Raw genomic sequence first — 13,852 nt, 5'->3', positions numbered from 1 at the left:
CGCTCACCGCTACTCCAGCATGCGTTCCACGTCATCCGGAACCCAGGGAAAGGGGACGTCGGGCCACCGTGCGGCGGCCCATGCGTCGATATCGACAGCGAGAACGGCATCCACGAAGGGCTGCGGCGGCCGGTAGCCGTGGGCGGTGACGTAGTGCGTGATCAGGAACGGAGCGGCATAAGCGATTCCGGGCCCGCCCGGAATCCGTACCTCCCCGTTCCCTTCCGGAGCCTCGTCCTCAGGACACAGGTCGCACTCGTGGACGCCAAGGCAGACGTTCATCCACTGGACCTCCTGAACAGCCTTCAGCTTCTCGACGAACGCTGTGGGGACGGTCCCCGTCGCGTACGGCTTGCCGGCTTCCAGCCAACCGACGTTCAGGCGGGTGTACGCCGGGCGATACCACAGCGCATAGAAGCCCGACTCCCTGTCCGTGAACGCATCCTCGTCCTGGTAGTCGTACTCGCTGAGATCTTCGTGGAACACCCGCACATCATCGCGGCACGACTTCGCCCACGCCCAACCGATTCCACGACCCACCGGAGACGACCTGGCCGCGCCGGGCCATCACGTGGGCGTCCAGGAAGCCCCGTTCGGAGGCCGGGTCGTGGAGAAGTCGGGCGAACGGGACGAGGCCGGCGTCGGCCAGCAGCTCGGCGAAGCGGTTCACCGGCCAGCTGTAGGCGGGCGTCACCTTGTGGTCGAAGCGGACCGGGTCCGGGCCGTCCGTGCCGAAGAACGAGACCAGGAGCAGGCCTCCGGGTGCCAGGGCACGCACCTGCTCCGCGAGCAGCGCGGGCAGCTCCCCGGGCGGGGTGTGGATCATCGAGTAGTGGGCCAGCACGCCGCCGAGCGCGCCGTCCTCGACCGGCAGGGCCTCCATCCGCGCCTCGTCGAACCGCAGCGCCGGATGGGCCCGTCGGGCGTGGTCGACCATGGCCGGGGAGAGGTCGAGCCCGAAGGCGTCCAGGCCCAACTCGTGGAGCATGGCCGTCAGATGTCCGGGACCGCAGCCGACGTCGGCCGTCCGCAGGTTCCCCGTCCCGCGCACCAGCTCGGCGAAGGTGCCGATCATGGCCCGCGCGAACGGCTGCGTCTCCAGCCGATCGGCGAACAACGACGCGTACAGCTCGACGACCCCGTCGTAGGCCGCCCTGGTCTCGTCCTGGTGCTCCACCCCGGGAAGGTAGCCGACGTCCGCGCACGTTCGCAGCCGTTCCCCGGCCCCGCGCCCGGGCGCGCGCGGTCGCTTCGGTCAGCAGCCGCCGGAACGGGTCGGGGCGCCGACGCCGACGGTGAGCGTGGCCGGGGCCGCACAGCAGCCGCCGCCGGTGTCATCCGCGGCTTCGGGCTGGTCGAAGAGGCCGGCGCCGCCGCAGACTCCGGTCTCGGGGAGGGTGAGTTCGACGCGCCCGGCGGCCTCGTGGTCACCGGCGAGGTGCGCGGCGATGGAGCGGACCTGTTCGTAGCCGGTCATGGCCAGGAAGGTGGGGGCGCGGCCGTAGGACTTCATGCCGACGAGGTAGAGGCCCTTGTCTGGGTGGGAGAGCTCGTGCACGCCATGCGGGGAGACCGTGCCGCAGGAGTGCCGGTTGGGGTCGATCAACGGGGCGAGCGCGGTCGGGGCCTGGAGGCGCGCGTCCAACCCGAGGCGGAGCTCGCCGAGGAAGGAGAGGTCGGGTCGGAAGCCGGTGAGGGCGATGATCTCGTCGACCGGGTCCAGGCGGCGGCCGTCGTCCCCGACGAGCACCATGCGTCCGTCGCCGTCGCGTTCGATGGCGTCGGTGCGGAATCCGGTGACCGCGTCCGCGTACCCGCCGTCCACGGCGGCCTTGGCAGCGAGGCCGAGGGCGCCACGGGCGGGGAGCTGGTCGGCCTCACCGCCACCGAAGGTGGAGCCGGAGATCCCTCGGCGCAGGATCCACACCGCGTGCGTTCCCGCGCCCCGCTCCTCGTTCGTGGCGAGATCGGCGAGGTAGGCGAGTGCGGTGAAGGCCGAGGCGCCGGAGCCGATGACGGCCGTGCGCCTGCCGGCATATCGGGCCCGGACGGCGGGGTCGTCGAGGTCGGGGACGCGGTAGGAGATCCGGTCCTGGGCCGCCTTCTCGCCGAGGGCGGGCAGTCCGCTGCCGCCGGCCGGGCCGGGAGTGGACCAGGTACCGGATGCGTCGATGACGGCGCGCGCCAGGACCCGCTGCTCCCGTCCGCCGCCCGTCTCGTACTGGACGACGAAGGGCCGGCTCTCGCGGTCGGCGTCGACGACGCGGTCGCGGCCGGCTCGGGAGACGCCGGTGACGGTCGCGTCGTAGCGGACGTGCGCGCCGAGTACGTCGGCGAGGGGCTGGAGGTAGCGCTCCGCCCAGTCCCCGCCTGACGGATAGGTGACCGGGTCGGGCCTGACCCAGCCGGTGGGCGCGAGGAGCTTCTCGGCGGCCGGGTCGACGACCTCGCCCCAGGGGGAGAACAGCCGTACGTGCGACCAGGCCCGCACCGCGGTCGCGGCGGCGGGCCCGGTTTCCAGCACCAGGGGCTCGATGCCCCGCTCGACGAGGCGGGCGGCTGCGGCGAGTCCGACGGGGCCGGCGCCGATGACGACGACGGGCAGGACTTCGGTGGATGTGTTCACGACGGGGCTCCCATTTGATTCGACAGTTGTCGATGTCCTGGATTCCAGCGTGACACCAGATATCGACGTTCGTCAACATAGACATCTGTCGAAGTTGTAGGGATGATGGACGCATGACCACGAAGGCGTTGCCGCTGCCGCTGTCACTGCCCCCGTCGGAAACTCCGGCGGCGTGCTGCCCGCCGCTGTCGGAGCGTCCGCTGACGGCCGAGGAAGCCGAGCGGACCGCGATCATGTTCAAGGCCCTCGGCGATCCAGTGCGGCTGCGGCTGTTCTCCCTGGTGGCATCCCATGAGGGCGGGGAGGCGTGCGTGTGCGACATCTCCGACGTCGGCGTCTCCCAGCCGACGGTCTCCCACCACCTGAAGAAGCTCCGCGAGGCCGGGCTGCTGTCCTCCGAGCGGCGCGGGACCTGGGTCTACTACCGGGTCGAGCCGTCCGTCCTCGCGGCCATGGGCCGACTCCTCACCCACCCGGCCACCGCATGACCACCACTGGCACCGTCACCATCGCACCACTGACCCGCGTCCACGCGGACGAGGTCCTGGCGATCTACCGGGCCGGTATCGACGAGGGCAACGCCACCTTCGAGACCACGGCCCCGACCTGGGCGGAGTTCGACGCCGCGAAGCTGCCCGAACACCGCTTCGCCGCACTCGACGCCGACGGCACGGTGCTGGGCTGGATCGCGGCCACCAGGGTCTCCGACCGCCGCGCGTACGCCGGAGTCGTCGAACACTCCGTCTACGTCCACCCCGCCGCCCGCGGCCGCGGTGTCGCGGGCCGGCTCCTGAAGGCCTTCGTGGAGTCGACCGAGGCCGCCGGGATCTGGACGATCCAGTCCGGGATCTTCCCGGAGAACACCGCCAGCCTCGCCGTCCACGCGCGGGCCGGCTTCCGCGTCATAGGCACCCGCGAGCGGATCGGGCACCACCGGGGCGTGTGGCGCGACGTCGTCCTGCTGGAGCGCCGCAGCCCGCGGATCAGCTGAACGCCTCGCCCGAGTAGAGGACCCCGACGGCCGCGGCCGGCCTGCCGAGCCGGACGAGGCCCTGGGAGGTTCAGCCGAGGTGGCGGCCCTGGTATCCGGCTTCGGTGATGGCGGCGATCACCTGATCCGGGTCCACGGGCGTCGCGCACTCGACCACGGTGCGTTCGGTGCGTACGTCGGTGGTGCTGGCGGTGACGCCGGGGAGTTCCTCGACTTCGTCGTCGATGAGCAGGCCGCAGCTGTTGCAGTGCATGCCGGTGATGGCGAAGGTCATGCGGGTGGTGCTCACTTGGCGGCCTCCGGGGTCTGGTCGGGGTGGTGGAAGGTGATCCGGCCGCCGTACATGCCCATGCCGCAGGTGAAGGACAGGGTGCCGGTCTTGGGAGTGCCGAGGTCGATGACGGTTTCGCCGGTGACGGGCAGGACTTCCTGGACGCCTCGGTCGGGGACGACGAAGGAGCGGACGCAGCCGTTCGTGCCGTGTGTGGCGACGACGAGCTTGGTGGGCACCCCGGCCCGGGCGCTGACGGCGGCAGGGGTGTAGGAGTTGGTGCGGGCCTGGACGGTGATCGTCTGCGTGCCGTCGGGGGCCGTCCGTACCGTCTCCGCGGGAACGCTCGCGGCGACCGCTTGCGGGGTGGCTGTGGGCCACCAGCCGCCCAGACGCAGTCCTGATCCGAGGGTCCACAGGGCGACGAGCAGGACGACGACGCCGGTGACCCACGTGAGGCGGCCCTGCCACAGCTTGGCGGCCGAGCGCAGGAAGAAGCCGAGGACGGCGAAGAGCGGTCCGGTGCCCAGGACGAAGCCGGCCATGACCGCCGCCCCGGCGTACGGGGAGCCGGAGGTGACGGCGATCAGCTCCACGCTCAAGGTCACCCCGCAGGGAATCAGGACGGTCAGGAAGCCGAGGACGGCCGGGGTGGTGACGGCGGTGGACTTCGCCGAGCGGCGCACCCGTCGCCCCCACGAGGCGGGCAGCCGCGGCACCAGGTACCGCACGGCCCGGACGCCGAGCATGTCGAGCGCGAACACCACCATCAGGACGGCACTGGCGACGAGCAGGATCGCGCGGGCTTGCGGGCCGGGCTGGACGGCGGCGCCGACGAGCCCGAGTAGGGCCCCGAGCAGGGCATGGGAGGCGAGTTTGGCGCCGAGGAACGCGGTCACGGGCGCGAACAGCCCGCTGCGCTCCCGCGCTTCGGCCGGCCATGCGGTGGTGCGGCGGCCGACGGCGCCGGCGAGGAGACCGCCCTGGACGGCGGCGCAGGAGGCGCCGCCCGCGAAGAGACCGGTGGTGACACCGGCGAGAAAGAGGGTGCTGGTGGAAGCCATGGAGAAGAGCTCTCCTCTGCGAAAGGGGAAGCCGGAGTGAGGACATGGCAGGACACCCGCCGGCCAAGGGTCCGTGAGGATTCCTCAAGGCACGGGGCGGGTGGCCGGGCTGCTCAGGTCCGGCTTACGCAGAGGAGTGCGACGGGATCCGGGGCCCGCGGCCAGGCACAGGAGACGCGCGCGGGCCGCGCCGACCGCGCGGCGCCCACGGGCGCCTCCGCTCCGAGGGCGGCGCCGGGGCCGGCGAAGACCACGGGAGCCGGGGACTGGGCGGAGGCCAGCGGGCATTCCATGGCCATCGCCGGGCAGCTGTCACCGCCCGTATCCGAGACGATGACGGACCCGTGCGAAGGGCCCGAGCCGTTCGCCATCGCGGGCATGCCCGAACCGGTGACCATGCCGTCCGTCGCGGCGGGCATGCGCCGCATCATGTCCGCATGGCCGGGCCCTGCCATCAAGTACGCGCACAGCAGCAGGACACCGGCCAGGAGGGCGGTGAGCGCCGGCTGCGGACGCCGGGCCGAACGGATGGGCATGCCCGTGATCCTAGTGCCGTACCAGGCGGCGTTCGCCCCGGCGAACCCAGTGCCGGCTTCCGTGTCAGTGAACGTGATCGCTCTTCGGCCCGGTGTCTTTGATGCTGGTCGGAGTTCCGTCCGGGGCGAACGAGTGGTGGAAGGTGAAGGCGTGCGGCGCGGAGGCGTGGTCGTGGAGGTGTTCCAGCCTGGAAACCCCGTCCTGCCAGGTGGGTATCACGCCGTCGGAGACCCACCAGCACACGTAATTCGGCTGCCCGGTCCTCTCGAACCAGTCGTAACGCCTGTTCAGCGCCTCACGGTGCAGACCGGTGTAGACGGCGTCGAAGGCGGGGCGCAGGTCGGTCCAGAGGGAGAGGGTCGTGGCCAGGGCGGTGGTGTCCACCGTACGGCCTTTGTCGTACCAGGTCGGTACGGCGAACTCTCCCCATGCGCCCCAGTCCGCCCCGAAGAGCATGCCCCGGTCAGTGCCTGCCGGTTCGGCACGCCCCAGGTATCCGGGGTGCTGACCGATCTTCCGGTAGACGGCCTCACCCGTGTCGTAGAACTCGCGCGTGAGGGGTGCGGGATCGGCGAGAGGTAACTTCAGGACGCCGAATGTGTACAGAGCAAGATGGGGCATGCGTCTCCCTGGGAACTCCTGTGCGACCGTGGGCGATCGCCGAGGACCAGGTGAAGGTAGCTGCCTCTGCGGGCCGTGTCGAAGTTGCGTTTTCCCTGTCCAAGTGGCCTCTTGCAGCGTGCGAGCCCCGGGGCGGGAAGTTGGCGGCATGGCGTCGGAGTGGCCGTGCGTCATGCGCAGAATGGGGGCATTCGACCGCTGCTGCCGACCGAGAGCGACTCCCATGAACCGCCTTCCTGCGGACCCGACGGTGCTCCACCCGTTTCCCGACCAGCCGCGGGTGGTCCTGCTCAAGCCTCTGGTGACTTCGCCGCTGATCGAGGTCGGGGAGTACTCCTACTACGACGACCCCGACGATCCGACCGCGTTCGAGACCCGCAACGTCCTCTACCACTACGGGCCCGAGAGACTGGTCATCGGGAAGTTCTGCGCGCTGGGCACTGGGGTGCGGTTCATCATGAACGGCGCCAACCACCGGATGGACGGCCCCTCGACCTTCCCCTTCCCCATCATGGGCGGCTCCTGGAGCGAGCACTTCGACCTGCTCGCCGGCCTGCCGGGCAGGGGCGACACCGTCGTCGGCAACGACGTCTGGTTTGGCTACCACACCATGGTCATGCCCGGAGTACGCATCGGGCACGGCGCGATCATCGCCTCCGGCGCGGTCGTCGTGGACGACGTACCCGACTACGGCATCGTCGGCGGCAACCCGGCCGGACTCATCCGCACCCGCTACAACGACGACGAGATCGCCCGCCTGCTCGCCCTCGCCTGGTGGGACTGGCCCGCAGAACACCTCACCGAACACATCCGGGCCGTCATGTCCGGCACCATCGACGACCTCGAAGAAATCGCGCCCCGAACCTGAACCGCCCCCTCACGAACATCACCCTGGGACAAGGCGAACGTTGTCGGATACGGCACTAGGTCGTCTGGCGACGCCGTACGAAGATGACCGCCACCAGGGCCAGGCCCAGCACGACGCCCACGAGCTGCATGCCGATGAAACCGGGCACCGAGGCCGGGGCGATGCCCGCGAACGTGTCGGTGAAGGCGCGGCCGATGGTGACGGCCGGGTTGGCGAAGGAGGTGGAGGAGGTGAACCAGTACGCGGCGCCGATGTACGAGGCCACCGCGATCGGGGCGAAGCGCAGGCGGTCGGTGCGCGCCAGGCCGAAGATGAGCAGGATCAGGCCGGCCGTCGCGACGACCTCGCCGAGGAGGAGGTTCCCGGCGGAGCGGTCGTGGGTGGACCACTTGACCAGCGGCTCGCCGAACATCGCGTCCGCCAGGATCGCGCCCGCGATCGCGCCGAGGATCTGCGAGGGCACGTACACGGCCAGTTCGCGGGCGGTGACGCCGGAGCCGCCGCGGCGGGCGGTCCACCACTCGGCCACCGTGACGGCCGGGTTGAAGTGGGCGCCGGAGACCGGGCCGAGGAGCGCGATGAGGACGCCGAGCCCGAAGACCGTGGCGGTGGAGTTGGCCAGCAGTTGCAGGGCCACGTCCTGGGTGAGCTGCGTGGCCTGGATGCCCGAGCCGACGACGACCGCCACGAGGGCCGCGGTGCCGACCAGCTCGGCGGCGGCGCGGGCGATCAGCGGGGAGCGGGGCGGGGTCGCGCCGGGCGCGGGCTGGGGCACGTCGGCGGGTATCGGGGTGCCGACGGGCTGGGTTGCGGTCACGGCTGGTTCTCCTCGGGGGCAGGTGAGGCGGAGTGCGAAAGCTACGGGCAGGAGCGCTTGAGGTTCGCTTCGGCGGTGACGCGGGCGGTCTGGGCCAGGGCGGCGAACCGGCCGGCGAGGGCTTCGATGACCTCCGGGCGCAGGCGGTAGTAGGTGAACCTCCCGCACGGCTCGGTGTCCACGACCCCGGCCTCCCGCAGCACCCTCATGTGGTTGGAGAGGTTCGTCTGCTTGGCCCCCGTCTCTTCCACGAGGTGGGTGGTGCAGAGCGTCTCGTGGGCGAGCAGGGTCACGATCCGGAGCCTGAGCGGGTCGGCCAGCACCCGCATCAGATCAGTGTCGACTGATGTCAGCATCTGCTGATACTTTCACATCGGTCGCCTCTCGGTCACCTATCGGTCACCTCGCCCAAGCAAGAACCAAGGGAAGAACAGATGCCCTCCACCCCAGCAGCCTCCGTCCTGTTCGTCTGCATCCACAACGCGGGCCGCTCCCAGATGGCGGCCGGGTTCCTGCGCCACCTCGCGGGCGACCGCGTCGAGGTCCGCTCCGCCGGCTCCGTGCCCGGCGAGCAGATCAACCCTTCGGCCGTCGCCGCCATGGCCGAGCTGGGCATCGACATCTCCGACCAGAAGCCGAAGGTCCTCACCCCCGAGGCCGCCCAGGCCTCCGACTACATCATCACGATGGGCTGCGGCGACGCCTGCCCGTACTTCCCCGGGAAGACCTACCTCGACTGGCAGCTCGAGGACCCGGCCGGACAGGGCGTCGAGGCCGTCCGCCCCATCCGCGACGAGATCCAGGGCCTCGTCGAGGGCCTGATCGCCGAGATCGACGCCAAGTAGGGTCGGCGGCGCTGCGCTGCGCCGTGCAACCTGGGCGATTCACCAGGCCTGCGGCGGCAGACTGCGGGCATGGCTACCTTGAACGGGTCCCCCGTCGGCATCGCCGACCTGCAGGCCCTGGCGCTCACCAATTACGGGCACTTCACCACCATGGTCGTGGAGGACGGTGCGGTACGCGGGCTCGCGCTGCACCTCGACCGGCTGGTCGGTGACTGCCGTACGGTCTTCGGCGCCGAGCTGGATCCCGACTGGGTGCGGGAGTGCGTACGGCGGGAAGTGCGCGGGTTCGCCGGACGGTGCACCGCCCGCGTCACGGTGTTCTCTCCGGGGCTGGACCTCGCGGCCCCGGAGCGGGAAGCCTCGCCCTGCGTACTGGTGACCACGCGGCCCGCGGGTGGCGCCGGGGGCCCGCTGCGGGTGCAGCGGCTCACGTACCACCGTGACGCGCCCGCGGTGAAGCACGTGGCACTCTTCGGGCAGCTGCGGCTGCGGCGTGCGGCGCGGCTCGCCGGGTTCGACGACGTGCTGTTCACCGGTGCCGACGGGCTGGTCTCCGAGGGCTGCACCTGGAACGTGGGTTTCGTGGACGCGGCCGGGACCGTGGTGTGGCCCGAGGCCGACGTACTGCAGGGGGTCACGATGCGGCTGCTCCGGTCGGCGCACGGCCGGCATGTCACCGCGCCGGTGACGGACCGTCTGCTGCGGTCGATGCGGGCCGCGTTCGCCACGAACACCGCCATCGGGGTGCGCTCGGTGGCGTCGGTGGACGATGTCGTCTTCCGCACCGACGACCCCGTGGTCACCGCGCTGCGGGAGGCGTACGCGGGCGTGCCGCTGGAACGGCTCTGGGCAGTGTCTGACAAATGATCACGGGCTGGTTCGCGGAGCCAGAGGATCAGCGAGGCCAGGACGACGCCGGCACGGTAGCGGTCGGCAAGCTTGTCGAATCTCGTCGCGATCGCGCGGAACTGCGTGAGGCGTGCGAAGCATCGTTCGACCACGTTGCGGTCGCGGTAGAGCTCCTTGTCGAAGGCGGGCGGCCGGCCGCCGAGGCACCCTCGGCGCCGGCGGTTGGCTGTTTGGTCGCGGCGCTCGGGGATCGTGACGGCGATGCCCCGACGCCGCAATAGACGGTCTGCCACGGCCCATACCGCTCGGGCAGGTCACGCCACGGAGCCCCGGTCCAAACGCCACAGCACACCATTGACCACCTGCCGGTGATCACGCCACGGCCGACCACGCCCATCCACCTGCGGCAACAAGGGCTCCATCCACTCCCACGCCGCCTCCGTCAACTCACCTCGACCTGCCACAAGATCAATTTCCAGACAGGTGGCCTTAGCATGGGCACGCCATCCCCCCGTGCCGTGTCCAGCCGACGGAAGACACCCATGCGCCTCCAGCGGATATCCGCCGCGACCGCGGCCCTCGCCGCGCTCACCACCCTCGCCACCGCCTGCGAGGACTCCCCCAAGCCGGGCCCGCCCGCCGCGAGCCCCTCCGCGAGCGCTCCGGGCGCCGCCCCCGCCTCCCCCACGGCCGCCACGCTGGCCGGGGCGCAGGCCCACGTACAGCAGTACACGTCCTGCGAGAACCTCAGCACCGACCCGAACGACAGCCGGGTGCCGCTGAGCGGGTTCATCGGCGCCGGGGACTGGGGCATCACGGAGCGCGGCGTCTGCACGGACAAGAAGGCGCGGGGCGAGATCGTCCTCTTCCTGACCCCGGACATGAAGGCCTTCCAGCAGGCCGCCAAGGACCACGCCGCGAAGCTGCTAGCCGAGGGCCGGGGCGACACCGACCTCGCCAGCCGCACGGTCGTGGGCAAGACCTTCGCCCTGACCGCGCTCAAGACCGCCACCGCCGTGTCCCTGGTCGACCCGCCCAACTCCGACCTGCGCATCCTGAGCTGCAACCCCGACGTCTTCGTCCCGGAGGGGTTCAAGAAGGAGAAGGCCCTGGTCGAGGGCTGCTTCCTCACCGACTACGTCAACAGCCCCGACGGCCAGGGCAGTCCCCACCGCGGGGCGGTCCGCGACCCCTCCACCGAGGGAGCGGCGAAGCCGGGCCAGCCTTCCACCGGCAGCCTGGGCCTGCCGAGCGCCGGCAGCATCGCCGAGCTGAAGCAGCTCGTCAGCCCGCACACGGTCGACTGCACGAGCATGAAGGTCACCGACGAGCAGGTACAGTCGATCGACTACATGCCGGTCGTCGACGGCCCCGCGAGCGCCTGGGGCGTCAAGCAGCGAGCGGTCTGCGGCCAGCTCGGCGGAGAGCAGCGCGCGCACAACCTGAACTGGCTGGACACCGTCTCCGACATGAAGACCCTCCAGACCAAGGCCAAGGCGGCACAGCTGGCCGACCTGAAGGACGACGGGCGCCTCAAGGCCACTGCGAGCAAGCTGCTGGTCGGCACGAACATCGCCGTGGAGACCAACAACGCGAACGTCCGCCGCGGGCTGCACCAGCTCCAGTTCCTGTACCTGAACTGCGAGACCGGCTTCACCGCGCCGGCCGGCTACCGGCTGGAGAAGGCCCAGGTCGAGGGCTGCGTCCTGACCAACTACGAGCGCCCGAGCTGACACACGGCCGTCCGGGGCGTGCGCGGCGCGCCCTGGGGGGATCGACTGGGGTGTTCCGCCATCCGCGCACCAGGAGCACCAGGAGCCGCCATGTCACTCTTCATCCCGGATTTCGACGACTCCGTGGTCGTCCGCGGCGGCGTACGACCAGACGGTCTGCCACGGCCCATATCTCTCGGGCAGGTCACGCCCATCCACCTGCGGCAACTCACCTCGACCTGCCACAAGATCAGTTATCAGACAGGCCTTAGGCCGGTCCGTCCCCCGGCCGCCGGCTCCCGTCCCTACGAGTTTCACTAGCCCGGCATCCGTAGCCTCGGAACCCTGGTGACCAGGTGAGGGGTGGTGTCGTGGTGTCGGTCGGAGAAACGGGCGGGCACGAGCTGCTGGACTGGGTGTGTGATCTGCACGCGCTCAACTCCGTCCTGGCGTGGGCGCCGCCCGCGCCCGACGCCGTGCCACCCACGCCGGTGGAGCCCGTCGATGCCTTCGGCGATCTCCCGCGGCCTGGTCGGCGGGGGCCGCCGGGGCGGCCGGGCCCGTCTCTCAAGGCGCGCCCCGGCACGCCCCGCACGCCCCGGTGCCGGCTACTTGACGAAGTCCTCGACGACCTTCGGCGGCCACACACCCACCGAGGCCGGCACCGGCGCGCGTCGGGTCTGCCCATGTCGCCGTTCGCCCGGGATCACAGGCCCGCGGTGAAGGCGTTCCACGGGCGGCTGACATCATCTCGTCGGCGTCCGGCACGGGTCCGGCGCGCAGGAGAGAGACCACGAAGCTGTACCTCGTCGCGCCCCTGGTTCTCGTCGCGCTCAACCGGCGCCACATCCGCAGCCCCCGGCCTCTACGGCTGGGGCCAGCCGACGGCGCTCGTCGCGATCATGTCACCGATCTGCGACAGCGTTGTCCTGGAACGAAGACGCCGGTATCCCCGCGGCTCGCGGTCCCCTCATAGTGATCGAGCAGTACCGGAGCCGAACCGCTCCGGCCGCGACCACGGACCTCAAAAGGGGACTCATCTCATGTCTGGCAACCGTCGTAAGGCTTTCCTCGTCACCGCGGCCCTCATGGGCGGAGCGATGCTGCTGACGGCATGCCAGGACACGGACGCGGCTTCGGACGCGGCCCCGGGCGCCGGCGGCACGCAGGGTTCCGCGCCCGCCACTGCGTCCGCCGGCGCGGCCGCCCCGTCCGGCTCGCCGACCGCGACCGCCAAGGGCACCAAGGACGGGGCCGGCTCCGGGGCCGACACCGGCGACGGCGAGCGGAAGCCGGTCGGGCAGGTCTGCGGCGCCAACGACATCTCCTGGAGCACCAAGTCCGAGACCCAGGCCGGCGGATACATCCTGATCACCGCGAAGGCGAAGCCCGGGATCACCTGTGTCCTGCCCGCCGCCCTTCCCGTCGTCGCCTTCGGTTCGGACGGCACGGAGGCCGGTCCCGCGGAACAGGTCGTCGGCAAGCAGATCACGCTGAGCGGGAACACCACCGCCTACGCCGGGGTGAACCCGAAGACCACCAGCGCGAACGGCGGCAAGGAACTGGACAGCATCATCGTCGCCGTGGGCGCCAACGACCCCGACCCGGTCTCCCTCCCGGTCGCCACCATCACCGTCGACAAGCCGGTCGTCACCAACTGGCACACCTCCCCGAAGGACGCCGTCCCCTCCAAGTAGCCCGGTACGGCTACGGGTACGCGTACGGGTCGGGGTCCCCGGGTTACCGGCTCTCCCCCGGTCCGGACCCGCCAGGAGTCGCGAAGGCCTCGATCAGCCGTCGCATGCCCTCCTCGATACCCACCCGCGCCTTCCATCCGAGGACGCGTTCGGCCCTGTCCGGGTCTCCGACGAACCTCTCGACGTCGTAGGTGCGGGGCCGGCCCAGGGTCACCCGGCCACCGCCCGCGGTGGCCACGGCGAAGTGCGCCAGTTCGGCCAGCCTGGTCCCGTCGCCCGAGACCAGGTGCAGCGTCGGCAGGCGGTCGCCCGCGGAGAGGATCTCGGTCATCCGCACGAGGGCGCCCACCACGTCGTCCAGGTGCGTGAAGTCCAGGGTGGTGTCGCCGCCGTCCACCCGGAGCGTGGTGCCCTGCGACGCCAGTCGGGCGAAGGCGGGGGCGACGCGGTCGGTGTGGTCGGCCGTCGACCCGTACACGCTGGAGAACCGCACGACGGAGGCGCTCAGCCCCGACGCGCGTGCGGCTCGCACCAGGGACTCCGCCTCCGCTTTCGAGTGGGCGTAGCAGTTGAGCGGAGCGTGCCGAGCCGACTCGAGTACGGGGAGACGAGCGGCCTGGCCGTACACCTCGCGGCTGCTTCCGAACAGCACCCACGGTGGCGTGCCCGCTTCGTTCGCCGCCGCGGTCAGCACGTTGCGGGTGCCGTCGACATTGACCCGTCGGCAGCGGGCCGGGTCGCGCTCCCCCCAGACGACCCGTGAGACGCCGGCGAGGTGCACGATGCCCGAGCAGCCCGCCACGGCCTCGCTCAGCGCACGCGGATCGGTGACGTCCTGACGGCGGTCAGCCGCCAGATCGTAGGGCACGGGCTCGTGGCCGGCCCGGGTCAGGGCTCTGGCCAGCGCGGATCCGATGAGACCTCGGCTTCCGGTGACGAGGATCCGTCCCATGC

The 13,852-nt window shown here is 71.2% G+C and carries 17 protein-coding genes and 1 pseudogene; 7 read left to right on the top strand and 11 right to left on the bottom strand.

The window, feature by feature from the left end; translation table 11 throughout:
* Nucleotides 1–9: 9 nt before the first annotated feature.
* The 3 genes from ACFYZ4_RS31945 to ACFYZ4_RS31935 form a co-directional block, all read right to left on the bottom strand.
* Nucleotides 10–486, bottom strand: a complete 477-nt coding sequence (locus ACFYZ4_RS31945) for a hypothetical protein (protein ID WP_390785484.1) — start codon at nucleotides 484–486, stop codon at nucleotides 10–12.
* A gap of 7 nt (nucleotides 487–493) precedes the next feature.
* Nucleotides 494–1,177 carry a class I SAM-dependent methyltransferase gene (locus tag ACFYZ4_RS31940; protein WP_390785483.1) on the bottom strand — a complete coding sequence of 228 codons (684 nt, stop codon included), beginning with the start codon at nucleotides 1,175–1,177 and terminating at the stop codon, nucleotides 494–496.
* Between the two features lie 78 nt (nucleotides 1,178–1,255).
* A complete protein-coding gene (locus ACFYZ4_RS31935) occupies nucleotides 1,256–2,626 on the bottom strand; it encodes an NAD(P)-binding domain-containing protein (RefSeq protein WP_390785482.1) in 1,371 nt (456 codons plus the stop codon).
* 113 nt (nucleotides 2,627–2,739) lie between these two features.
* Between ACFYZ4_RS31935 and ACFYZ4_RS31930 the strand changes: the two genes are divergently transcribed.
* The gene (locus tag ACFYZ4_RS31930; RefSeq protein WP_351290855.1) at nucleotides 2,740–3,114 is read left to right on the top strand and encodes a metalloregulator ArsR/SmtB family transcription factor; all 375 of its coding nucleotides are present in this window, start codon (nucleotides 2,740–2,742) and stop codon (nucleotides 3,112–3,114) included.
* Nucleotides 3,111–3,617 (top strand): GNAT family N-acetyltransferase, encoded by a 507-nt coding sequence (locus ACFYZ4_RS31925; RefSeq protein ID WP_390785481.1) that lies wholly within the window; start codon nucleotides 3,111–3,113, stop codon nucleotides 3,615–3,617. Before ACFYZ4_RS31930 ends, ACFYZ4_RS31925 begins: the two co-directional genes overlap by 4 nt.
* 70 nt (nucleotides 3,618–3,687) lie before the next feature.
* Here ACFYZ4_RS31925 and ACFYZ4_RS31920 read toward each other — a convergent pair whose 3' ends face one another.
* The 4 genes from ACFYZ4_RS31920 to ACFYZ4_RS31905 all read right to left on the bottom strand — a co-directional run bounded on the left by ACFYZ4_RS31920 (nucleotide 3,688) and on the right by ACFYZ4_RS31905 (nucleotide 6,110).
* A complete protein-coding gene (locus ACFYZ4_RS31920; RefSeq protein WP_351290851.1) occupies nucleotides 3,688–3,906 on the bottom strand; it encodes a heavy metal-associated domain-containing protein in 219 nt (72 codons plus the stop codon).
* The gene (locus ACFYZ4_RS31915; protein ID WP_390785480.1) at nucleotides 3,903–4,952 is read right to left on the bottom strand and encodes a sulfite exporter TauE/SafE family protein; all 1,050 of its coding nucleotides are present in this window, start codon (nucleotides 4,950–4,952) and stop codon (nucleotides 3,903–3,905) included. Before ACFYZ4_RS31915 ends, ACFYZ4_RS31920 begins: the two co-directional genes overlap by 4 nt.
* 113 nt (nucleotides 4,953–5,065) lie before the next feature.
* A complete protein-coding gene (locus ACFYZ4_RS31910; RefSeq protein ID WP_390785479.1) occupies nucleotides 5,066–5,488 on the bottom strand; it encodes a hypothetical protein in 423 nt (140 codons plus the stop codon).
* 64 nt (nucleotides 5,489–5,552) lie between these two features.
* Nucleotides 5,553–6,110 carry a DUF3291 domain-containing protein gene (locus tag ACFYZ4_RS31905; protein WP_390785478.1) on the bottom strand — a complete coding sequence of 186 codons (558 nt, stop codon included), beginning with the start codon at nucleotides 6,108–6,110 and terminating at the stop codon, nucleotides 5,553–5,555.
* Nucleotides 6,111–6,333: 223 nt separating this feature from the next.
* Between ACFYZ4_RS31905 and ACFYZ4_RS31900 the strand changes: the two genes are divergently transcribed.
* Entirely contained in the window at nucleotides 6,334–6,978 is a 645-nt protein-coding gene (locus tag ACFYZ4_RS31900; RefSeq protein ID WP_390785477.1) for a CatB-related O-acetyltransferase, read from the top strand.
* A 55-nt stretch (nucleotides 6,979–7,033) separates the two neighbouring features.
* Here ACFYZ4_RS31900 and ACFYZ4_RS31895 read toward each other — a convergent pair whose 3' ends face one another.
* The gene (locus tag ACFYZ4_RS31895; protein ID WP_390785476.1) at nucleotides 7,034–7,795 is read right to left on the bottom strand and encodes an aquaporin; all 762 of its coding nucleotides are present in this window, start codon (nucleotides 7,793–7,795) and stop codon (nucleotides 7,034–7,036) included.
* A 41-nt stretch (nucleotides 7,796–7,836) separates the two neighbouring features.
* Complete coding sequence (locus ACFYZ4_RS31890) at nucleotides 7,837–8,151, bottom strand: ArsR/SmtB family transcription factor (protein ID WP_390785475.1); 315 nt, start codon at nucleotides 8,149–8,151, stop codon at nucleotides 7,837–7,839.
* Between the two features lie 78 nt (nucleotides 8,152–8,229).
* On the opposite strand from ACFYZ4_RS31890, the gene ACFYZ4_RS31885 reads away from it, so the two are divergent.
* Both ACFYZ4_RS31885 and ACFYZ4_RS31880 read left to right on the top strand, forming a co-directional pair.
* Nucleotides 8,230–8,640, top strand: coding sequence for an arsenate reductase ArsC (locus ACFYZ4_RS31885; protein ID WP_384345503.1), 411 nt, complete (start codon nucleotides 8,230–8,232; stop codon nucleotides 8,638–8,640).
* Nucleotides 8,641–8,709: 69 nt separating this feature from the next.
* Nucleotides 8,710–9,507 (top strand): aminotransferase class IV, encoded by a 798-nt coding sequence (locus ACFYZ4_RS31880; RefSeq protein ID WP_390785474.1) that lies wholly within the window; start codon nucleotides 8,710–8,712, stop codon nucleotides 9,505–9,507.
* Here ACFYZ4_RS31880 and ACFYZ4_RS31875 read toward each other — a convergent pair.
* Nucleotides 9,495–9,953 (bottom strand): annotated as a pseudogene (locus ACFYZ4_RS31875) (transposase); the annotation flags it as partial. The gene ACFYZ4_RS31880 and the pseudogene ACFYZ4_RS31875 overlap by 13 nt on opposite strands.
* A 78-nt stretch (nucleotides 9,954–10,031) precedes the next feature.
* Between ACFYZ4_RS31875 and ACFYZ4_RS31870 the strand changes: the two are divergent.
* A complete protein-coding gene (locus ACFYZ4_RS31870) occupies nucleotides 10,032–11,222 on the top strand; it encodes a hypothetical protein (protein ID WP_390785473.1) in 1,191 nt (396 codons plus the stop codon).
* A gap of 1,022 nt (nucleotides 11,223–12,244) precedes the next feature.
* A complete protein-coding gene (locus ACFYZ4_RS31865) occupies nucleotides 12,245–12,898 on the top strand; it encodes a DUF4232 domain-containing protein (protein WP_351290925.1) in 654 nt (217 codons plus the stop codon).
* Between the two features lie 43 nt (nucleotides 12,899–12,941).
* Here ACFYZ4_RS31865 and ACFYZ4_RS31860 read toward each other — a convergent pair whose 3' ends face one another.
* Nucleotides 12,942–13,850: an NAD(P)-dependent oxidoreductase gene (locus ACFYZ4_RS31860; RefSeq protein WP_351290831.1), complete on the bottom strand. Its 909-nt coding sequence runs from the start codon at nucleotides 13,848–13,850 to the stop codon at nucleotides 12,942–12,944.
* Between the last annotated feature and the right edge of the window lie 2 nt (nucleotides 13,851–13,852).

It is taken from the genome of Streptomyces sp. NPDC001513, from assembly GCF_042894695.1.
Lineage (GTDB): Bacteria > Actinomycetota > Actinomycetes > Streptomycetales > Streptomycetaceae > Streptomyces.
Note: the sequence above shows the minus strand (reverse complement) of the source record. Positions and strands in the feature narration are given on the sequence as shown.